Source organism: Ruegeria sp. N4, assembly GCF_056531425.1.
The window spans coordinates 19,520-40,447 of the sequence record NZ_JBQFLT010000003.1; the positions used below are offsets into that span (position 1 = coordinate 19,520).

A 20,928-nucleotide genomic window follows, 5' to 3' on the forward strand; every position below is an offset into this window, starting at 1 on the left:
TCTCAAACCTTTTCCTGCAAAAGCCGCGCGGCAACATGGTCTGCCGCTTCCAATGCGCCTTCCAGATAGCCGCCAAACTGCGGGGCCACTTCGGTTCCGGCAAAGATCAGACGGTTGTCCCAAAGCCGCTCCAGCGCATGGGGCAGACCATAGGTGGGGTGGCTGAACAGCGGGTGTTGATCCTCTTCCACGGCGGTAAACGGGTCGGCGGACCAGTCTTTGATCTGCACATCCAGCGGCTGCGCGGCCTCAGTCCCGAACAAGCGGGTCAGTTGTTCCGTTATCATCTTGCGCAGACGCTGTTGATCTGTGCGCGCATGCGACGGCGTTCCGATGAAGCCGAACACCGCATAAGGGCCGGTTTCAGCGGGCGAGGCATCGTGGATCTCGACCATCGGGCCCCGGCGGCTCATGGCATCACCCGACAGCCCGGCCTTGCGCCAAAACGGCGTGTCATAGATCGCAAGGGCCTTGGCTTGACCGGCCATCCACGTGGGGACGGCTGCCATTGCATTTGTGGCGGCTTCTGGCAGGGCTGGCGTGAAGGACATGCGCATCGCGACCCGAGGGGGCAGGGCCAGCACAACTTGCCTCGCGCCGAAGGTCAGACCGTTCCGGCTGGTGGCGATCACACCATCATCGGTGCGCTGCAATGTCTGGATTGGGGTCGCGCGATATATGCGGTCGGGATCAACCTGCTTCGCCAAGCCATCGATCAGTGCGCCGAACCCTCGGTCCACCCGCAAAGACCCCTGCATCGACGAAAACCCGCGCCCACGCAGGACACGGCCCTGCTCGTCCTCATAAGTCAGCTCGCCCGCGGAATACTGTTCGAATGCGACTAACCCCAACCGAGCGATCAGCGCTGCGATCCGGGGCTGCCCGGGCCAAAACCATGCTGGGCCAAGGTCAAACCCCGCGCTGCCGTTGTGGTGGGTCAGGATACGGCCTCCCAAACGGTCGCGCCCCTCGACCAGTGCAAAATCCTGCCCTTGCCGCGCCAGTTGCGCGGCAAGGCTGAGACCTGACAAACCTGCGCCGATGATCAGTGTCTGGGTGTCCAGCGTAAGGTTGTGCCTCACGGTTTCGGCCCCCGATCACACTGCAGGAGGTTGCGCAAAGGGCAAATGCCCGGTTTTCATCCAGACCTTCGCGCCGTCTGGGCCAGCAACCGCCGACAGGGTTTCACCTTCAGGCAAACGCAACCAGGCGTTTTTGGCCAGTTGGTCCCCACCCGCTGTAATCTGTCCATCGATCACCAGCACCTCATGCCCGCCGCTGGCGTCCGAGATCAATTCAGCGCCCGGATCAAGATGGCTATAGGTGACAACCTCGCGCGCGTCCTCATGCAGGGTTGCGGTTGCCACACCGTTGACGGGCGTTCCAAGCTCATCCGCCATGGTTTTGCGAAACTGCGTGCGGTCATCCATATCGAATTGCCAGAGTTTGACGAAGATCGTGCAGCCGGGGGCAGAGCCGGGCGTGTGGGATGAGGTCGGCGGGTTGCGCACATAGGTCCCTGCCGGGAAGTCGCCATGTTCATCCTGAAACACGCCGTCCAGCACGATGAATTCCTCTCCGCCCGTATGGGTATGGGCCGAGAACGAACTGCCGGGGGCATAGCGCACGATTGTGGTGGCGCGTGCCACTTCTCCGCCAATCCGGTCCAGCATACGGCGATCAACGCCTTTCATCGGCGAAGGCTGCCAGTCCAATTGATCAGAATGAACGACAACGCGGGCAGAGAAATCTGAGTTCAGTTCCATAACGGTTTTCCCTTTTTTGGACGGACCACGGCTGTGGGATATGTCTGAGATAAATTATCTACTACTAGGTAGGGAAATTTCAAGTATCAGTTCCAAAGCCTCACTTCCGACTTCAAAAACCTGTGGGATTGATCTCAGATCACCCGTGCGCGAGGGCTGCCGCCAGATGATCGATCAAAGCCCGAATGCGGGCCGTCAGGTGCCGGTTGGGCGGGTAGGTGGCATAGAGGCCCAAGACTGCGGTCTCCTGCGCCTCAAGGATAAGCTGCAACCGACCGTCCGCCAGAAAGGGCCGGGCAGTATAAAGTGGGACGCGACCGATACCCAGCCCGTCCGCCGCCATATTGGCCACTGCGCGCGGCGAGTTGGCGCGGAAATTGCCGGATACCGGCACCATGATGTCCCCGTCCGGCCCTTTGAACGCCCAGCTGTCGATCACATTGCCGGTCGTTTGCAACAGGCAATTATGCTCTGACAGATCCTCGGGTACATCCGGCGCGCCGAACCGGGCCAGATAATCGGGCGCGGCGCAGCAGACGATCCGCATATCTGTCAGTTTGCGCGCGACCAGGGTTGAATCCTTCAGCCCACCGAAACGGATGGCCAGGTCAAAGCCTTCATCCACCAATGAGACGTGGTGATCGGACAGGTGCAGCTCGATCACGACATTCGGATGTGCGTCCTGAAACGGTTTCAGAAGATGGACCAGTTCCGCCGACCCATAGCCGGTCGGGGCCGTGATACGGATGCGGCCTGCCAGCTCGGTCTGGCGTTGCTGCACCAGCCCCTCCAGCTCCTCAAACTGTTCCAACAAAGGCAGGCACCGTTCGAAATAGGCTTTGCCGGTGTCGGTCAGGGTCACGCTGCGGGTGGTGCGGTGGAACAGTTGCGCGTTCAGGCGCTGTTCCAGCTGGCCGACATATTTGCTGGCCAGTTTGGTGCTGATCCCAACCTGCCGCGCACCGTCGGTGAACGAGTTGTGGCTGGCCACGGCCACAAAGGTGCGCATTCCGATGATCGTGTCCATTGTCTACAAAACGTTCATAGTTATTCACCAGTTGAGTATATTATAGTTTAGATGCGGGCAAGTTAGCTTGGGGTTCAGTGACAATCGCCAAAATAAGGAATCCCCCATGTCCCAGACCCTCCGCATTCACAGCTTTCCGCTTTCGGGCCACGCGCACCGGGCCGTTTTGTTCGCAAATCTCGCCGGCCTGCCGCATCGGGTGATTGATGTGGACCTGCCGGGCGGGGCGCATAAACAGGATGACTTTCTGGCCATGAACCCGGCAGGGCAGGTGCCGGTTCTGGAAGATGGTGAGGTGATCATCTGCGACAGCAACGCCATCCTCGTGTATCTGGCGCGCAAATATGCGCCTGACTACCTGCCCAATGACCCCGTGCTTGAGGCCGAGGTGCAGAAGTTCCTGACCCTCGCCGCTGGTGAGATCGCCTTTGGCCCCGCAGCGGCCCGGTTGATCAACGTGTTCAACGCACCGCTGGACAAGGCGTTCACCCACGCGACGGCGGCCAGGGTTCTGGGCAAGCTGGACGCGCATCTGCAAGGGCGCGACTGGCTGGTGGGCGACCGCCCGACCATCGCCGACGTGGCGATCTACAGCTATACCGCCCATGCGCCCGAGGGTGACGTCTCGTTGGATCCATACCCGAATGTCCGCCGTCTTTTGGCGAATATTGAGGCGCTGGACGGCTTTGTCCCGATGCCCAAGACCGCAGCCGGTCTGAACGCCGCCTGATGCGGTTCGGACCCATGACAAAACCGGCCGTGCGATGCCACGGCCGGGCCCTCAAACCCATGCGAGGCCCCCGATGAATGCCACCGGACAAACCGCCAAATCCCCGTTTCACCGCGGCGAACGCGAGATGCAGACACGTATTGGCAAGCGCGAGCGGATGGAGAAAATCGGCCGCACCGTCATACGCCCCTACATGCCGGATCAGCATCGTGAGTTCTTCGGCAAACTGCCCTTTGTCGTGCTGGGCAGCGTTGATCCGCAGGGCTGGCCCTGGGCCTCGGTCCTGTCGGGGCGGCCCGGGTTTCTGTCCACGCCAACCGAAACTTTGCTGGACGTTCAGGCCCAACCGCATCCGGATGATCCGCTTAAAGCGGCCCTTGAAACCGCAGCACCGATCGGAGTGGTCGGGGTCGAGTTGTCGACCCGTCGGCGTAACCGGATGAATGCGACGGTGCAAGAGGTGTCGGAAATCGGCTTTTCGCTAGACGTGCTGCAATCCTTCGGGAATTGTCCGAAATACATCCAGACCCATGATGTCGATTTTATCCGCGACCCCGCGCCCGAGGGGGCACAGATCAAAAGCGAGCGGTTTGAAACTCTGGACAAGGCGGCGCGCGAGTTCATCGCCTCGGCCAACTCGTTCTTCGTGGCCAGTTATGCTGACACCGAAGGTGAGCGCAGCGTTGACGTCTCGCATCGCGGCGGGCGGTCGGGGTTTGTGAAAGTGCAAGGCAACAGCCTTGTTGTGCCCGATTTCCTTGGAAACAACTTCTTCAATACGTTGGGGAATTTCCTTGTCACACCGCGCGCGGGCCTGTTGTTCCCGGACTACCAGAACGGCGATCTGCTGATGCTGACCGGAACGGTCGAGGTGCTGGACACACATCACCCCGACATCGCCGGGTTCCAAGGGGCCGAACGGGGATGGCGGTTTGACATGGTTCAAGGCCTTCGGTTTTGTGACGCCTTACCCTTCCGGGGCGCGTTGACCGAGTTCTCGCCCAACAGCCTGAATACCGGCGACTGGAAAACAGTGACGCAGCAATAGCGGGACCCGACCCGCCCGACGTTGTTTGACCGCTGAATTGTCGCAAATGTGTTAGTGTCGCCGGGCAAACCACGGGACAAACAGGTATGAACCGCGTGTGTATCCTCAACCCTCTGGATCGTCGGGCCACGGGCTGCGACCTCGTTGCGATGTGTCAGTAATCGCCCTTTTGGGCATTTGACTGGCAGGATTGCAAACGAGGACGGACCACCACATGACACACGCGCTGCGATTGGCCATCGACATTGGCGGCACGTTTACCGACACGGTTCTGGTTGAAGGCGAAGACAGGATTCTGGCCTCGACCAAAACCCTGACCACCCATCAAAACCCGGCGGATGGCGCGATGGAGGGCGCGCGGCGGGTCATGGCCGCAACCGGGCGGTCGCTGTCGCAAGTGACGGGTTTCATCCATGGCACCACGCTGGCCACCAATGCTCTGATCGAACGGCGCGGGGCCGTGGTGGCGACGATCTGCACCGAGGGGTTCCGCGATATCCTCGATATCGGATATGAGCGGCGCTATTCCCAATACGATATCAATCTGGAAAAACCCGATCTTCTGGTCCCGCGCGAGCGGTCCTTTGTGATCCGCGAACGTATATCCGCCGAGGGTGCTGTGCTGATCCCGCTGGACGAGGCGCAGATCGATGACCTTCTAGCTGAACTTGACGCAAGTGGGGCCGGGGCAGTGGCGATCTGCCTGATGCATGCCTATGCCAACCCCGCGCATGAGCGGCGATTGCGTGACCTGCTGACCCGGCACCGCCCCGGCCTGACCGTCTCGATCTCATCCGATGTCAGCCCCGAAGCGCGGGAATTTGACCGGCTCTGCACCACAGTGGCGAACGCCTATATCCAGCCCCTGATGCAAAGCTATCTGGCCCGGTTCGTAGATCAGTTCGAGGCCGAAGGCGTGACATGCCCGATCTTGATGATGACCGCAGGGGGTGGCATGTGCACGGTCGAAACCGCCGCCCGTTTTCCGATCCGTCTGGTTGAATCCGGTCCGGCGGGCGGGGCCATTCTGGCTGCACGTATCGCGGCGCGGGCCGGTCTGGATCAGGTGCTGTCATTCGATGTGGGGGGCACCACTGCCAAGCTGTGCCTGATTGATGGGGCTCGCCCGCAGACCTCGCGCGCGTTTGAGATCGCCCGGGCGGCGCGGTTCATCAAAGGCTCGGGCATGCCGGTGCGTATTCCGGTGATCGAGATGATCGAGATCGGCGCCGGCGGCGGCTCGATTGCCGGGGTGGACCGTCTGGGCCGCTTGACCGTCGGGCCACAATCTGCAGGGTCCGAGCCGGGGCCAGTGGCGTTCATGCGCGGCGGCACCGAACCCACCGTGACCGACAGCGACATCACGCTGGGTTACATCGTCCCGGACACCTTTGCCGAAGGACATATCCGGCTGGACCCCGAAGGATCCAAAGCGGCGCTGGCCCGCGTGGTTGGTGAACGGCTGCAACTTGACGCCGTGGGCGCGGCAGATGGCGTCAGTCGGATTGTGGATGAAAGCATGGCCAGCGCGGGGCGGATGCATGCGGTGGAATCGGGCAAGGATCTGGGCCCGCGCACGATGATCGCCTTTGGCGGCAATGGTCCGTTGCATGCCAGCCGTGTCGCGCGCTCTGCTGGCGTGTCGCGCATCGTGATCCCACCCAATCCGGGTGTTGGGTCGGCGGTGGGCTTCCTGTTCGCGCCGGTTTCGTTTGAGATCGTCCGCTCGCGCTATTCGCTGCTGGACAGCATGGATTTGGACGGGGTGAATGCCTTGTTCGATACAATGATTGCCGAGGCGAAAGAGGTCGTGGCCCAAGGGGCGGGTGATGCGCAAACCCAGACCCTGCGCACCGCGTTTATGCGCTATAACGGGCAGGGGCATGAGATCGAAATCCCCCTGCCGGATCGTGCGCTGACGCCCGAAGACATTGCCCCGCTGACCGCAGCATTCGAAGAAGAATACCGCAAGCAATTTTCACGCCCCGTGCCGGGGATGCAGATCGAGATATTGAACTGGGCCGTGCGGGTGGCGACGCTGGACAACTCTGTTCCTTCGGTGCCTGATGCACCCGATCGCACCCTGTCCACCGCAACCGAGACGCGCCCGATCACCTGCGATGTGGATGGAACTGCGAAAAACGCCGCTTTCATTGCGCGCGCCGATCTGAAACCCGGTGATCACGTGTCGGGTCCGGCATTGATCCACGAACCGCAGACCACCACGCTCGTATCCGCCGATTTCTCGGCCCATATGGATGCAATTGGTAATTTGGTTCTGATCCAAGACCAGAAAGGAGGCGCGAGATGAACTCCGACCTTTCCCCCGCCCGCCTGCAAGTGATGTGGAACCGCCTGCTGGCGGTGGTTGAGGAACAGGGCCAGACCCTGATCCGCGCCGCCTTTTCCCCCATCGTGAGGGAATGCGGCGATATCTCTGCCGGAATCTTCGACGTCGATGGCCGGATGCTGGCACAGGCTGTGACCGGAACGCCGGGCCATATCAACACCATGGCCGAGGCCGTGTTGCATCTGCGCCAGCGCTTTGCCGTTCAGGACATGAAGCCCGGCGACATTTACATGACCAATGACCCGTGGCTGGCCTCGGGACACCTTAACGACTTCCTCCTGATGATGCCCGCGTTCAAGGATGGCAGGGTGGTTGGGTTTACCTCCTGCACCTCGCATCTGGTGGATCTGGGGGGCTTGGGCATGGGGCCGGAAGGATCGGATATTTACGACGAGGGCCTGCTGATCCCCCCTTGCAAACTGGTCGAGGAAGGCACGCCAAACGCGCTGCTGATGGACATTATCCGCGCCAACTCACGCGAGCCGATTGCTAATGAGGGGGACATCTACGCCCTGATCGCCTGTTGTGAGGCTGGGGTGAACCGGCTGGTGGCGATGATGGATGAGTTCGGGATCGACGATCTGGACTGTTTGGGCAATTACATTATCGACACCTCGCGTAAAGGCGCGCTGGAGGCCATCGCCGAGGTGCCCGAAGGCGTCTACAAGAACGTGTTGCGCATGGACGGGTACGAGAATGAGCTGGAGCTACACGCCACACTGACCGTTACCAAGTACGGGATGCATGTGGATTTCACCGGCACGTCGGGCTGTTCAAGAAAAGGCATCAACGTGCCGCTGAACTATGCCACGGCCTATACCGTGTTCGCCCTGCGCTGTATCGTCGGGCCGGATATTCCCAACAACGCCGGCTCGCTGGAACCGTTCACGGTGGACGGCCCCAAAGGCTGTATCCTGAACGCTCAACGCCCGGTTCCGGTGGCGATGCGCCACACGCTGGGGCAGGTGACACCCGATCTGGTGCTCGGCTGCCTGCATCAGGCGCTGCCTGACAAGGTTCCGGCCGAGGGTGCCTCGTGCATGTTCGACCTGCCCATGCGCCACGCGCCCGAGGTTGCGGCCAATGGCGGGCGCGAGTTTGCCATTGAACCCGTGCACAATGGTGGCACTGGCGCGCGGCCTCATGCGGATGGGCTGTCGGCCACGGCTTACCCGTCAGGCGTCTTTGGCTCTCAGGTCGAGATTACCGAAAGCGTGGCCCCGGTGATCATGTGGCGGCGCGAGTTGCTGCCGGATTCGGGCGGTGCGGGCAAATATCGCGGCGGGTTGGGGCAGAGGATCGAGATGACCTCGTCCAACAACGCGCCGTTCATCGTGTTCCTGTCGGTCGAGCGGCTGAAATTCCCCGCTTTGGGCCGGATGGGCGGGCAGCCCGGCGCGCCGGGACGGATCCGGTTTCGAGACGGGGTCAGCGACATCCCCGGCAAGGGCGAGCTACGGGTCGAGGACGGGGACTACCTGATCTTCGACACGCCCGGCGGTGGCGGGTTTGGTGACCCGGCAGATCGGGACCCGGATGCGCTGGCGCTGGATCTGAGGCGCGGGTTGGTGACGCCCGAAGGGGCCAGGGCCTATGGGGGCAAACCATGATCCGGGCGGTCGATCACATCCGTTCCATGGCCGCCTATGCGCTGGCCGATCTTGGGGATGCGGGCACCGTTTCGCTGGCTCAGAACGAAAGTGCCTTTCCAGCCAGCCCAAAGGCGATTGCGGCGGGTCAGGCGGTGATGGGTCAGATGCCGCTTTATCCTGACCCCGATTGGCCCGAGTTGCGCGCGGCAATTGCCGAGGTCCACAAGCTTGACCCCAACACGGTCCTGTGCGGTGCAGGCTCGATGGAGTTGATCGGTTGCCTAATCCGCACCTTTGCGGGGCCAGGGGACCGGGTGCTGGGTACGGATTATGGCTATGCCTATTTGGCGTCAGCCACGGTGCAGGTGCAGGCGGATTACGTGCGGGCGCGAGAGGTCGATCTGACCGTTTCGGTCGATGATATTCTGGCCGCCGTCACGCCCCAAACGAGGATCGTTTTTGTCTGCAATCCGGGAAATCCGACGGGGACGCTGATCCCTAATGCCGAGATCATCCGTCTTCGTGACGACTTGCCCAAGGATGTGCTGCTGGTTGTCGATCAGGCCTATGCGGAATTTGCGGATGAGGACCAGAACCCGGCCGAGGTTTTTGATTTGATCGAACGTGGAGATACGGTTGTGATGCGCACCTTCTCCAAGGCCTACGGGCTGGCGGGTGCGCGCGTGGGGTGGGGCGTGTTCCGGCCCGCGATTGCGGCTGAGATGCGGAAAGTGCTGAATCCGAACAACGTGTCGATCCCCTCGCAAGCCATGGCAACGGCGGCGATGCGGGATCAGGCGCATATGCGGGAAACGGTGAGCCAAACGGCTGTGATCCGGGATCGCTTTGCCGAAGGGTGCCGGGCGCTGGGTCTGTCGGTTCCGCCCAGCCATACCAACTTTGTGCTGATCCGGTTTGCAGATGTTGAAATCGCCCGGAAAGCCGATCAGGCCCTGCGGGCCGAGGGCTTGCTGATGCGCGGTATGGGCGGCTATGGGTTGGCCGATTGCCTGCGGGCCACGATCTGCCGAGAAGCGATCATGGATCGCTGTCTGGCCGTGCTCAGAAAGGTGATGTCATGAGCTATGAAACCCGCAGGCGCGCGAAAATCGGCGTTTTGGTGCCTTTCACCAACACCAACCTCGAAGCCGACATGATGCTGATGCGCTGCCCGGATACGACGGTGCATTTCCAGCGCATGGGGGGCTATGACGTGGATGAGATTCCGGGCTCGGACCAGATGGCCGGGCTGGGGGCCTCGGATATCAGCCATGATTTGCGGATGATCGCGGGTGTGCGGCCCGATGTGGTTCTGTACGGCTGCACCTCGGCCACGCTGACCCATGGCCCCGGTTTCGACGCGCAACTGGCGCAGGATATCAAGGCCGCCTCGGGTGCCATCACCTTCACCGCCGCTGGAGCACTGGTACAGGCGATCAAGGCGTTGGGTGTGTCGAATGTGGGTTTCTCTTCGCCCTATCTGGGGGAAATCAACGCGCAGGCAATGGGTTTTCTGGCTCAGAACGGGATCGAGACGGTGCGCTGCGCAGACATAGGGCGCGAACTGGGCAATTTCGGTCAGGGAGAGCTGACGCCAGAGGAGGTTTTTGACCTTGCCTGCCGGGCCGACGATCCCAAGGCCGAAGCCATTGTCCTCAGCTGCACCGATATGCGCGCGGTCGAGGCGGTTGAACGGATCGAGGACGCGCTTGGCAAACCGGTCGTGACCTCGAACCAGGCGATGATGTTTGCGTTGGTCCGGCAGCTTGGGCTGCCACCACATCCCGGGCTTCCGGGTCGGCTGTTCGACCGATTGTAAGGAAGGTTCTGATTTGTCGACATACAGATGCCCACAAAACCCCTTTTGCAGAAGGATTGCCGCGAAATGACCTGATGGATCAGCCCCTTGCCGCCATCGCTGACATTGGCGATGGTTTCCTTTGAGACACCGATCCCACATGGGCGCAGGCCATCGCGGCCCCGACACTTGGACGCAGTGACAGGAAGTACAACATGATCAAAGACAACCCCGGTCTGATCGCGGCGATCCGCGACCGTTTTGCCCATGTGGATAGCTGCCCGTTTCAGGGCGAGCGTGTTTTCTTTGAAAACGCAGGCGGCGCGCTGACGCTGAAGAAGGTGGCCGAGACCTCGGCTTTCTATGCAGCGATCCCGGATAATCCGGGGCGGATCAATCCGGCGGGGCAGGGCACACAAAACGTGATCAACAAGGCCAAGGCTGATCTGGGCGTGTTCATGAACGCCTCATCGGGCCAGTTCTTTGCCGGGGAAAGCGGGACTGAGTTGCTGTTCCGGCTGATCCGCACGGCCTGTCTGGTTGCGCCGAAAGGGGCGAAGGTGATCGGGTCCTCAATCGAACACCCGGCGACCCGCAGTGCTGCGCGTCGCTGGGCTGGGATTGCCGGGCTGGACTACGTGAACGTACAGCATGACGACGAAACCGGGCTGGTCACGGCTGAGGATTATGCCGCGCGGATGACTCCGGACGTGGCGGTGGCGACAATCCTGCATGCCTCACCCGTGACGGGGATGGGTATGGATGTGGCCGCGATCTCAGCCGCGATCCGGGCCGTTTCGCCCGACTGTCTGATCATCGTTGACGGTATTCAGCACGCAGCACACGGGCAGTTGGATCTGGATGCCTACAACGTCGATGGCTATGCGATCTCACCTTACAAAGTGTTCTCGCGCCATGGCTATGGCATCGCATGGATTTCCGACAAGCTGAGCGCGCTGCCCCATGACATGCTGATCGACGCGCCTGCAACAGGGTGGGAGTTCGGAACCCGCGACACCGGGTCCTACGCCACCATGTCCGACGTGATCGACTATTTCATCTGGCTGGGCGGCGAAGTGTCCGACGAAACTGAACCGCGCAAACGGATTGAGGCTGCGGGTCGCGCCATCCACGGCTACGAGACGCACCTGACGAACGCGATGATCAACGGGGTCGGAAACCTGCCGGGGCTGCGGGATATGGACCACATTCGCATTCTGGCCGGGGCGGACAACGCTGCGCGTGAGGGGTTGGTGTCGATTGTGGTAGATGGCATCCCGTCGGAACAGGTGGTCGAAACGCTCAATCAGCAGGGTATCCGCACCCATACCCGCAAGGCAGATCATTACTCGGGCAATGTGCTGACGCCGCTGGGCCTGTCGGATTGCATCCGCATTTCGCTGTGCCACTACAATACCGAGCAGGAGGTGGCGCAGTTGCTTACTGCTCTGAAAGATATGACCGCCTGAACAAAAAAGCCCGGCCAGAGGGCCGGGCTTTTGGTTTGATCGGATCGCGGCTTTAGAAGTGGGCCGATTTCGTTCCGGCGGGCGCTTGCACCGGCGGGGCGAATTTGGTCAGGTCGATGCCTTCGACAGCGGCCTTGTATTCGTCCAGCGTCGGGGTCCGGCCAAGGATGGCGGACAGTACTACAACCGGAGTCGAGCCCAGCAATGACTCACCCTTCTTGTCGGGCGCATCTGCCACGACGCGGCCCTGGAACAGGCGGGTCGAGGTGGCCAGAACCGTGTCACCCTTGGCCGCTTTCTCCTGGTTGCCCATGCAGAGGTTACAGCCCGGACGTTCGAGATAAAGGATGTTCTCGTACTCAGTACGGGCCTTTTCCTTCGGGAACAGGTCGTCGAATTCAAAGCCCGAGTATTTTTCGAGCACTTCCCAATCGCCCTCTTCCTTCAGTTCGTCGATGATGTTGTAGGTTGGGGCTGCAACCACAAGCGGTGCCTTGAATTCGACCTTGCCGGTTTCCTTCTCAAGGTTCTTCAGCATCTGGGCCACGATCTTGATGTCACCCTTGTGCACCATGCACGAGCCGACAAAACCCAGATCCACATGCTTTTCGGCGTTGTAGTACGAGATCGGGCGGATCGTGTCGTGGGTGTAGCGCTTGGAAACATCGGCGTTGTTGACATCCGGGTCGGCGATCATCGGCTCGACGATCTGGTCCAGATCGACGACAACTTCGGCGAAGTATTTCGCATTGTCATCGGGGCGCAGGGCAGGCTTTTCACCCGACCTGATCTGAGCAATGCGCGCATCGGCGATGTTGACCAGCTTTTGCAGCATGCCGTTTTCATGCTCCATGCCTTTTTCGATCATGATCTGAATGCGCGACTTGGCCAGTTCCAGCGAGCCGATCAGCGTCTCATCATCCGAGATACAGACCGAGGCTTTGGCCTTCATCTCGGCGGTCCAGTCGGTGAAGGTAAAGGCCTGATCCGCCAGCAGCGTGCCGATATGCACTTCGATCACACGGCCTTGGAAGACGTTGTCGCCATGCTGTTCCAGCATCTGCGCTTGGGTTGCGTGAACCACGTCGCGGAAATCCATGTGCTCGGCCATTTGGCCCTTGAAGGTCACTTTGACCGATTCCGGGATCGGCATTGAGGCTTCACCGGTGGCCAGCGCCAGCGCCACTGTGCCCGAGTCCGCGCCGAAGGCGACGCCTTTGGACATACGGGTGTGGCTGTCGCCGCCGATAATGACCGACCAGTCATCCACGGTGATGTCGTTCAGCACCTTGTGGATCACGTCGGTCATCGAATGATAGACGCCTTTCGGGTCACGCCCGGTGACGAGGCCGAAATCATTCATGAACTTCATCAGACGTGGCGTGTTGGCCTGTGCCTTGGCGTCCCAGACCGATGCGGTGTGACAGCCCGACTGATAGGCACCATCGACGCTGGGGGCCACGACGGTTGCGGCCATCGCCTCAAGTTCCTGCATGGTCATCAGACCGGTGGTGTCCTGAGAACCCACGATGTTGACCTTGACCCGCACATCCGATCCGGCATGCAGGGTCTTGCCCGGCGTGGCGCCCACGGCGTTTTTGTTGAAGATCTTCTCAACCGCGGTCAGGCCCTGACCCTCGTGGCTGATTTCCTTGGACAGGGCGAAGACCAAGGGTGCTTCGACGCCCAGTGTCTCGGCTGCAAATGTCTGCAGTTTCTTGCCGAAGACAATGGCGTATGAACCGCCCGCCTTCATGAATTCCATCTTTTGTGGTGTGAAGGACGACGAGACGTCGACCAGTTCGTCACCATCCTCACTCAGCAGCTTGTGGCTTTTGGTGTCGATTTTCAGAACCGTACCGGTCGCAACCGAATATTTCTGTTCCAGAACCGGGTTGCCGTCGTTGTTGAGGATGGCGTTGCCGTCCTCGTCCACCTTCTTGACCCAGTTTTTCAGGTCGATCCCGATGCCGCCGGTGACGCCAACGGTGGTCAAAAAGATCGGCGAGATGCCATTGGTGCCCGCCACGATCGGGGCGAAGTTGACGAAGGGCACGTAGGGGCTGGCCTGCTTGCCAGTCCACAGCGCCACGTTGTTGACGCCAGACATGCGGGACGAGCCCACGCCCATGGTGCCTTTCTCGGCAATCAGCATCACGCGCGCGTCGGGGTGCTGGAGTTTCAGCGCCTCGATCTCTTGCTGCGCCTTCTCGGAAATCAGGCATTTGCCGTGCAATTCCCGGTCAGCTCGCGAATGCGCCTGATTGCCCGGCGACAGCAGGTCGGTCGAGATATCGCCTTCGGCAGCGACATAGGTGACGACCTTGATCTCTTCGTCGATGTCGGGAAGCTTGGTGAAGAACTCGGCCTTGGCATAGCTTTCCAGGATGTCCTTCGCGACCGGGTTGCCAGCCTCGAACGCGGCTTTCAGACGGTCGGTGTCGGCATCATACAGGAAGACTTGTGTTTTCAGCACCTCAGCCGCTTTGCCAGCGATCGAAGCGTCCTGACCCAGGGCCAGATCCAGCAGAACCTTGACCGAGGGGCCGCCTTTCATGTGCGACAACAGCTCGAACGCAAAATCCTGCGAAATCTCTTCGACGGCGGCTTCGCCCAAAATGATCTCTTTCAGAAAGCCTGCCTTTTCACCGGCGGCGCTGGTTGTGCCCGGCAGGGTATTGTAGATGAAATAGTGCAGCGAATCCGCGCGATATTCGTTCTGCGGATCGCGGATCTGATCAATGATTTCTTTCGTCAAAGCCCCATCATCGATGGGTTTGGGGCTGAGGCCCTGTTCTTTGCGGGTTTCGATTTCGGCAAGATAATCTGTATAAAGGCTCATGGCGTGTTCCGACGGTTTGGGCGAGAGCGCGAGGTGCGTTTGGCACCTGGCCATTTAGTTTGTATGCCGCGGTATACGAAATGCCAGCCGGTTGCAAGCACTACAGCTGTGGCGCGTTGTCTCTACCCTGTAATCAGCGGATGATCGAAATCCAGACATCGCCAACGCGGAACCGGCTGTTCATGCCCAAACGCGTCGGTTTTTCCGGCCTGATCTGCCGTCCACCAATGAATGTTCCGTTCGACGAGCCCAGATCGCGCAGGTAGAGTTGGTTGCCCTTGGCGATCTGGATCACGCAATGTTGCCCGGACGCCTTCTTGCTACGCTCCAGCGACAGGTCGGCCCAGCCGGAATCGCGCCCAATCTTGATCTGGTGGGTGGACGCGATTCCCGGCACATCGCGGAAGACGATGGATTTGCCCTGATCCGGGCCGGACGAAACCGCCAGACGCCACATCTTGATCGGGCGCGGCGCCATGGGGCTGAACCATCGCACCTCGGCGGCCCGGTCATAGCGCGCGGCCGAGTTCGGGTTCAGGCCAGTCAGGCCAAGGGTCATGATCTTTTTCATCGCCCGCGACGACCGGCGCATTGCCGAAACCGGCTTGCCGCTTTTGTCACGCATGTTCAGGCGCATGACAAACCGACCGATGGTTGCGCCGCTCAGGATGCCTTCGCAGATCAGCCAGTAGATCAGCACCAGCGCCAGAAACAGGCCAATCGGCAGGGCAAGGCCCGCCTGATGCAACCGAAGCTCTTGCCGCAGTACGGGTTCAAGCGTGGCGACGACAAAACCCAGGAACATGAAATCCAGCAGGGCCGCCGCGCTAAGCAGGCGCGCGGCGTTCTTGTCGTCCAAAGGTCCGCCGATCATCATTATCGTGTCCCCAGCAATGTCAGAACCAGAAACAGGGCCGCGCCGATTGAAAACAACAGCAGCGCGTCACAACGCAACCTCAGCGCATGTCTGCCCCCGGCGTTGGAACTGCGAAAATGGAAACCCGCCACCCAAAGCGCCAGACCCATGCCCGCGACGGTGAACAGCAGGGTCTCGGACAGGATCTGCTGTCTGAGCGATACCGCCAGCCACTCGGCCGCGCCGACGATCATTCCGCCCCACAGAATGGCCACGACATAGGCCGCGAAGCTGAGGGATTCATTGTTGGACCGGCTTAGCCACGCGACCAGAGCGCCCAGCCCCCAGCCCAGTGCCGCCGCAATCAGAATCAGCAGCGTCATGCGAACCGGCAACGAGAGGCTGGCAACTTCAACATTAAAGACCACACTGGTGGTATTGTTCGCGAAATTCGAGCTAATGCCCAAAAGCGCAAACAGCGCGCCAATTCCTGCGGCAATGTGTCCGGCAAATGCAAAAATCTCGTTTGCCAGATTCATCTTGTCCCGAATACCAAGGGGTATTTTCATCTTTAAACTCTACCTATGAACGAATCTTCGAAAGTGTTTGGTCGAAAGTGTCCCGAATCAGTATCCTGTAATCACAAGACATTCGCGAATCGTTGATTGAAAATAAAAAACATGTGAGTTCATAATCAACTACGAAGAAAAATTTGTATTACGGAGTAACGAGATGCGTACAGCCGCAGTGTCCCTTTTTGCTGCTATTTCCCTTTTCATTTCAGCCTGTACCGAAGAGACGATCCAATCCGCGTCATCATCGTCGGTGGCTGGCAAGACCCAGCAGGAAAAGCAACTTGAAAAGCAAGTTCGCAGCCTGGATCAGGTCTCGAAGGACATCATTGTGAACAACACGGTTCAGGGTGCCGTTGCGGGTGCCATTGTCGGCTGCGGACTTGGACTGCTGCTGGGTGGTGACGCCGGTGATTGCGCTGCGGGTGCCGCTGCCGGTGGCCTGATCGGCGGTGTTGGCGGCAATCAGGTCGGCAAGCAGGCCGCAGCCAAAAACGTCGAGATTGTAAACAGTAAGGCGGTTCTGGCCAATCTGTCGAATGTCAGCAAACAGCTGAACTCGGTCGAAGCGAACCTGCGGTCGGTTCTGGCCTCGCAGAACGCAGAACTGAAGTCGCTGCGTCGTCAACTGGATGGCGGGCAGCTGTCGCAATCCGCGTATAACCAGCGGGTCAAGGCGATCAAATCCAACCGTCAGGTTGTCTCGACCGAGCTCAAGCGCAGCGAACAGAATATGGACAACACCATTTCCGAGCTTCGGACGGCCTCAAGCAAAGGTCAGCCCGGTCTGGGCGGTGCGACCAATGCGGCGGTCAGCAATAAAAACCGTCTGGCCCGGACCCGCGCATCCATTAATCTGCTTTAATTTCCTTTGACCCGCGTCTGTCTTTCAGGCGCGGGTTTTCCAATAGTAAGTGTGGTAAAATGACGTGTGATCTTTTCCGTTTCTCAAAACCAGTAGCTTTTGTTTCCTTGATTGCGATTGCCGGTTGTACCGGATCGACCGATCCGACAACGGCCACATTGTTCGACAATATCGCAAACCTGAATTCGGGCGAATATGACCGCCAGATCGCCAATAACAAGGCGCAGGCGGATGCCATTATTGCGCAAAACCGGGCAGCCGAGCAGCGCAACGCTCAATTGGCTGCGCAACGGGATGCCAATAGCACCGAAATCGCATCGCTGCGCCAGCAGATTGCCGAAGTGAAGGCGCAAGGTGCGCAGGCGCGTGCGGCCTCGGCCTCGGACCCGGTGAAGCTGCAGCAGGTGCAGGCGCTGGATAACCAGCTGAGCGCGGTCGAGCGTGACGTGAACAGTGGCGCAAGTGCGTCGGTCGTGTCGTCCGAACTGAACCGGATCAAAGCGGCCTATCGCGCGTTGTCGATTTAATACCAATCACGTCAGGTCGGCGCTTGTCGACGCATGCGACGACCGGGACGTCTTGCCTGAGGGGGGTCTTGGGATCGTGACCTACGGATTTTCACGCAGATTTCTGGCGCTTGCCGCCGCTTTGGTCATTTCGGGCGCAGCCCACGCGCAAGAGGGGAAGACCCGCGCACCAGCCACCGGGCTGGCCATTTTGGATTGCGCCCCGGAAGCCCCCGCGCCCGAGGATAGTTGTCTTGTGCGCGTCCCGTCCGGCAATGAACGCGGCGGTATGAGCTTTCGGTCACTGGGCGATGCACAGGCCGATTTCGAGTTCGTCAAATCTGTGGACGATTTGCCCGGCAATCTGACGCTGTCGGCCACGATGGTTCTGATCGACCTGTCGGTGGGCGACGGCAGTGGCCGCCTGCGCAGCTGGAACCGCGAACGCGAGTTGATCTCGCGCGTTGTCAGCAACCTGCCGACGGATGAGAAAGTGGCGATCTATGGGTTTGGCAACGACATTGTCGAACTGTCGCCCTTTTCGACCAGCCGTGCCCGCGCCGAGGATGTGATCGAAGACCTTGAGATTAAGGAGCAGAACACCCGCCTTGTCGCCAACGCCACCCGCGCCATCGAATTGCTGAGCCAGCAGGACGATGTGCTGCTGAAAAACCTGATCCTGATCACCGACGGCGATGAGGAAGGTCTGGCCACGGTCGAAGAAATCTCGGAAGCGGCTGAGCGTGAGGGTGTTTCGGTCTCGGCCCTTGGCATGTTCTGGCGGGCGCAGGGCAACGCGCGCACCACGCGTGGCATCGATGTTCTGAAACGCCTGACCGACCCGCAAAACGGGTTGATGGAGGAGGTATTCCTGCAGAACCAATCCAATGCGACCTCGGTCGTAGCGGATTTCATCCGGTCTTATGGCAACGCGGTCAAAGGCTCGGGCCTGATTGTTCCGGTCGGCGATCCCGCGCCTGCGCGGATCACTATCGACATGATCCAACCGGTCGTGGGCCAGCCTGGACAGACCGAAACCAAAAGCTACTCGGCCGAATTCCAGCCCGTGGTCGATCCCACGCCGACGCCGGAGCCAGAGGTGGAGCCGGTTGAAGAAGATCTGATTTTCGGCCTGCCAGCGCTGTATGTCTATATCGGGGCCGGGGTTCTGTTGCTGTTGCTGATCCTGTTGATCGTGCTGCTGACCCGGCGCGGATCGGGCGATGACGGCGATGATCTGGAAGCGGGAGAGTTCGACGATGGCGACATCACCGGCATGCGCCCGCCGCAGGATGACGCGCGCACCGTCGCCACTGCGCCACCACCGATTGCCTATCTGGTGCGGGTGGATAACGGGCATCGGTTCCCGGTGCCGTCCGGCCGCTCGACCCTTGGGCGCAGCAGTACGAACGGCGTGGTGATCCCGGATGGCGGTATCTCGCGGGTGCATGCAGAGCTTAGCGGCTCACCCGATGGGCGGTTCACGCTCAGCGATCTGGACAGCCTGAACGGGACGCTGGTCAACGAGCGCAAGATCAAGGGCGCACAAAGAGTGAATGTGGGTGACACGTTGGGCCTTGGGTCCGTTCGCCTGAAACTGGTCCGGGCATAACCCAGCGGCCAAACACACAGGAAAGGTGAAGAACATGGGCAACGACAACAAGACAAGCTGGCTGTTCGACAAGGACGAAGAAGACCTGAACGACGATATGGACTTCGGTTCGGATGACGGGTTTACCGAAAGCATTTCTCCGTCGGATGACGAGGCGACGCATGCGATGCCAAGCGGGTCGTCCTTCAGCGAAGCGCCGACGGAATATGTCGAGGATGACAAGACGCAGATCTATCACGGTGGCATGTCCAAGAATTTCTCGGACAAGGCCGAGTTCGACCCGATGGTGGATCCGATCACCGGCTGGCTGGTCGTGGTCAAGGGGCCGGGGCTGGGGCAATCGGTCAATCTGGGCTCGGGCATGAACACGCTGGGCCGCGACGGTGCTGAGCGTGTGTCGTTGGATTTCGGCGACAAGATGATTTCCGGCAATGATCACCTTCGGATCATTTTCGACGATGCCAACCGGGTGTTTTTTGCCGCCCCCGGCACGGGCCGCAACATCAGCCGGATCAATGGTCAGATTGTGGCCACGACCATGCCACTGGAAAACTACGCGTTGATCGAACTGTCCAAGCAGACGCATGTGCGGTTCGTCGCCTTCTGTAACGAGGATTTTGACTGGTCGGAACTGGCCGAAAGCTCTGACGACTGATCCAGATGACAATCATCAGCGGCAAACAGAGCCTGGGCCAGCGCGACAATCAGGAGGACGCGTTCGATCTTGTCTATCAGAACGAACGTGATCCCAAGTCCGACATCCTGATGCTGGTCGCCGATGGGATGGGCGGCCATGCCGGGGGTGAGGTTGCATCCAACCTGGCCCTGTCGGCGTTCAAAAAGCATTTTGTCGGGGGCTCGGACGCGCCGCGCCCGCGCGACCGGTTGCAAGAGTCGCTGACAGCGGCAAACGAGGCCCTGCGCCAGCGCATCGCAACGCAGCCCGACCTTAAGGGGATGGGCTGTACGCTGGTGGCGGCGCTCAAGCTGGGGGACCGGCTGATCTGGGTGTCGGTGGGCGACAGCAGCCTGTTCCTGTTGCGGGACGGGCGGCTGAAAAAGCTGAATGCGGATCATTCGCTTTATGGTGAATTGCTGCAGATGGTGGCGGCCGGAAAACTGTCGCAGGAGGAGGCCGACAGCCATCCGCGCCGCAACGCGCTGCGCTCGGCCCTGATGGGAGATCGGATTTCCCTGACAGATGTCAACGCGATCAGCCTGAAACCGGGGGATGTGGTCCTGTCCTGCTCGGACGGGCTGGATACCCTGTCGCAGGCCGAGATTCGCGAGATCCTTCAGAACGGCAAAAGCCGCGACATGCGCGGTGTCGCCTCGGATCTGCTGAACGCGGTCGAGGCGAAGGGAAAGCCGAAGCAGGACAACACCACGGTTGTGGTCTACGCCCATGTTCAGGACGGCATGAGCAGCCTGTTGCGGGGCAGCCAGTGGGCGTTCCACAATTCTGACGGGAACAGCAAATCCCTGAAATACGCGGCGATTGGTCTGGGTGCGCTGGCGGTTGTTGCAACGGCAGGGGCGTTGATTTTCGGCCGTGGCGGCGAACCCGAGGTTACGCAGCAAGAAGATCCTGCGCCAACCCCGCCCGTGCAGCAGGAAGAACGGCGCATCGGTGACAGTTCGGTCGACGAAGATCCGGCAGTGTCGGACCCGGATGGTGAGGGTCAGCCTCTGACGGAACCCGAGCCGGAGGGTCAGGAGGACCCGGATACAGGGCCCGCGACACGCTCGCCGGATGAAGCCGAGCCCGAAGCACCGGCCCCGGAAGCGCCGCAAGAATCGGAAACCCCGCAAGTGGAAGAGGAACCAGCATCCGAACCCGTCCCGAACAAGGACGAGGCAGAGGATGGTGAACCCCTTGGTGAAGGAAGGTAGTC

18 protein-coding genes are annotated in these 20,928 nt (G+C 60.4%); 12 read left to right on the plus strand and 6 right to left on the minus strand.

The features are described from left to right. Nucleotides 1-2: 2 nt before the first annotated feature. The 3 genes from ACR0LW_RS06620 to ACR0LW_RS06630 all read right to left on the minus strand — a co-directional run bounded on the left by ACR0LW_RS06620 (nucleotide 3) and on the right by ACR0LW_RS06630 (nucleotide 2,793). Nucleotides 3-1,082 (minus strand): flavin monoamine oxidase family protein, encoded by a 1,080-nt coding sequence (locus ACR0LW_RS06620; RefSeq protein WP_480881998.1) that lies wholly within the window; start codon nucleotides 1,080-1,082, stop codon nucleotides 3-5. A gap of 15 nt (nucleotides 1,083-1,097) precedes the next feature. Further along, entirely contained in the window at nucleotides 1,098-1,766 is a 669-nt protein-coding gene (locus ACR0LW_RS06625) for a cupin domain-containing protein (protein WP_480881999.1), read from the minus strand. Between the two features lie 139 nt (nucleotides 1,767-1,905). Then, nucleotides 1,906-2,793 carry a LysR family transcriptional regulator gene (locus ACR0LW_RS06630; protein WP_170524658.1) on the minus strand — a complete coding sequence of 296 codons (888 nt, stop codon included), beginning with the start codon at nucleotides 2,791-2,793 and terminating at the stop codon, nucleotides 1,906-1,908. A 106-nt stretch (nucleotides 2,794-2,899) separates the two neighbouring features. Between ACR0LW_RS06630 and ACR0LW_RS06635 the strand changes: the two genes are divergently transcribed. The 7 genes from ACR0LW_RS06635 (at nucleotide 2,900) to ACR0LW_RS06665 (ending at nucleotide 11,780) form a co-directional block, all read left to right on the plus strand. Then, nucleotides 2,900-3,523 carry a glutathione S-transferase gene (locus ACR0LW_RS06635; RefSeq protein WP_170453967.1) on the plus strand — a complete coding sequence of 208 codons (624 nt, stop codon included), beginning with the start codon at nucleotides 2,900-2,902 and terminating at the stop codon, nucleotides 3,521-3,523. A gap of 73 nt (nucleotides 3,524-3,596) precedes the next feature. After that, nucleotides 3,597-4,571 (plus strand): pyridoxamine 5'-phosphate oxidase family protein, encoded by a 975-nt coding sequence (locus ACR0LW_RS06640; RefSeq protein ID WP_480882000.1) that lies wholly within the window; start codon nucleotides 3,597-3,599, stop codon nucleotides 4,569-4,571. A gap of 214 nt (nucleotides 4,572-4,785) precedes the next feature. Then, the gene (locus ACR0LW_RS06645) at nucleotides 4,786-6,882 is read left to right on the plus strand and encodes a hydantoinase/oxoprolinase family protein (protein ID WP_480882001.1); all 2,097 of its coding nucleotides are present in this window, start codon (nucleotides 4,786-4,788) and stop codon (nucleotides 6,880-6,882) included. Next, nucleotides 6,879-8,531 carry a hydantoinase B/oxoprolinase family protein gene (locus ACR0LW_RS06650; protein WP_480882002.1) on the plus strand — a complete coding sequence of 551 codons (1,653 nt, stop codon included), beginning with the start codon at nucleotides 6,879-6,881 and terminating at the stop codon, nucleotides 8,529-8,531. The genes ACR0LW_RS06645 and ACR0LW_RS06650 overlap by 4 nt, the downstream gene beginning before the upstream one ends. Further along, a complete protein-coding gene (locus tag ACR0LW_RS06655) occupies nucleotides 8,528-9,595 on the plus strand; it encodes a pyridoxal phosphate-dependent aminotransferase (RefSeq protein WP_480882003.1) in 1,068 nt (355 codons plus the stop codon). Before ACR0LW_RS06650 ends, ACR0LW_RS06655 begins: the two co-directional genes overlap by 4 nt. Next, nucleotides 9,592-10,332, plus strand: a complete 741-nt coding sequence (locus ACR0LW_RS06660; RefSeq protein ID WP_480882004.1) for a maleate cis-trans isomerase family protein — start codon at nucleotides 9,592-9,594, stop codon at nucleotides 10,330-10,332. Before ACR0LW_RS06655 ends, ACR0LW_RS06660 begins: the two co-directional genes overlap by 4 nt. A 194-nt stretch (nucleotides 10,333-10,526) precedes the next feature. Beyond that, nucleotides 10,527-11,780, plus strand: coding sequence for an aminotransferase class V-fold PLP-dependent enzyme (locus ACR0LW_RS06665; RefSeq protein ID WP_480882005.1), 1,254 nt, complete (start codon nucleotides 10,527-10,529; stop codon nucleotides 11,778-11,780). Nucleotides 11,781-11,832: 52 nt separating this feature from the next. Here the strand turns inward: ACR0LW_RS06665 and ACR0LW_RS06670 are convergent, their stop codons facing one another. The 3 genes from ACR0LW_RS06670 to ACR0LW_RS06680 all read right to left on the minus strand — a co-directional run bounded on the left by ACR0LW_RS06670 (nucleotide 11,833) and on the right by ACR0LW_RS06680 (nucleotide 16,047). Further along, complete coding sequence (locus ACR0LW_RS06670; RefSeq protein WP_480882006.1) at nucleotides 11,833-14,622, minus strand: bifunctional aconitate hydratase 2/2-methylisocitrate dehydratase; 2,790 nt, start codon at nucleotides 14,620-14,622, stop codon at nucleotides 11,833-11,835. 133 nt (nucleotides 14,623-14,755) lie between these two features. Beyond that, on the minus strand, nucleotides 14,756-15,499 hold the full coding sequence (locus ACR0LW_RS06675) for an FHA domain-containing protein (RefSeq protein ID WP_170453953.1): 744 nt from the start codon (nucleotides 15,497-15,499) through the stop codon (nucleotides 14,756-14,758). Then, the gene (locus tag ACR0LW_RS06680) at nucleotides 15,499-16,047 is read right to left on the minus strand and encodes a sensor histidine kinase family protein (protein WP_170524687.1); all 549 of its coding nucleotides are present in this window, start codon (nucleotides 16,045-16,047) and stop codon (nucleotides 15,499-15,501) included. The genes ACR0LW_RS06675 and ACR0LW_RS06680 overlap by 1 nt, the downstream gene beginning before the upstream one ends. A 163-nt stretch (nucleotides 16,048-16,210) precedes the next feature. On the opposite strand from ACR0LW_RS06680, the gene ACR0LW_RS06685 reads away from it, so the two are divergent. From ACR0LW_RS06685 to ACR0LW_RS06705, 5 genes are all read left to right on the plus strand, one after another. Beyond that, nucleotides 16,211-16,915: a hypothetical protein gene (locus ACR0LW_RS06685; RefSeq protein WP_170453949.1), complete on the plus strand. Its 705-nt coding sequence runs from the start codon at nucleotides 16,211-16,213 to the stop codon at nucleotides 16,913-16,915. Nucleotides 16,916-17,022: 107 nt separating this feature from the next. Further along, nucleotides 17,023-17,442, plus strand: a complete 420-nt coding sequence (locus tag ACR0LW_RS06690) for a hypothetical protein (protein WP_170735905.1) — start codon at nucleotides 17,023-17,025, stop codon at nucleotides 17,440-17,442. 76 nt (nucleotides 17,443-17,518) lie between these two features. Next, nucleotides 17,519-19,033 carry an FHA domain-containing protein gene (locus tag ACR0LW_RS06695; RefSeq protein ID WP_480882007.1) on the plus strand — a complete coding sequence of 505 codons (1,515 nt, stop codon included), beginning with the start codon at nucleotides 17,519-17,521 and terminating at the stop codon, nucleotides 19,031-19,033. 34 nt (nucleotides 19,034-19,067) lie between these two features. Then, entirely contained in the window at nucleotides 19,068-19,688 is a 621-nt protein-coding gene (locus ACR0LW_RS06700; protein ID WP_480584907.1) for an FHA domain-containing protein, read from the plus strand. A 5-nt stretch (nucleotides 19,689-19,693) separates the two neighbouring features. Further along, nucleotides 19,694-20,926, plus strand: a complete 1,233-nt coding sequence (locus ACR0LW_RS06705) for a PP2C family protein-serine/threonine phosphatase (RefSeq protein WP_480882008.1) — start codon at nucleotides 19,694-19,696, stop codon at nucleotides 20,924-20,926. Nucleotides 20,927-20,928: the final 2 nt, after the last annotated feature.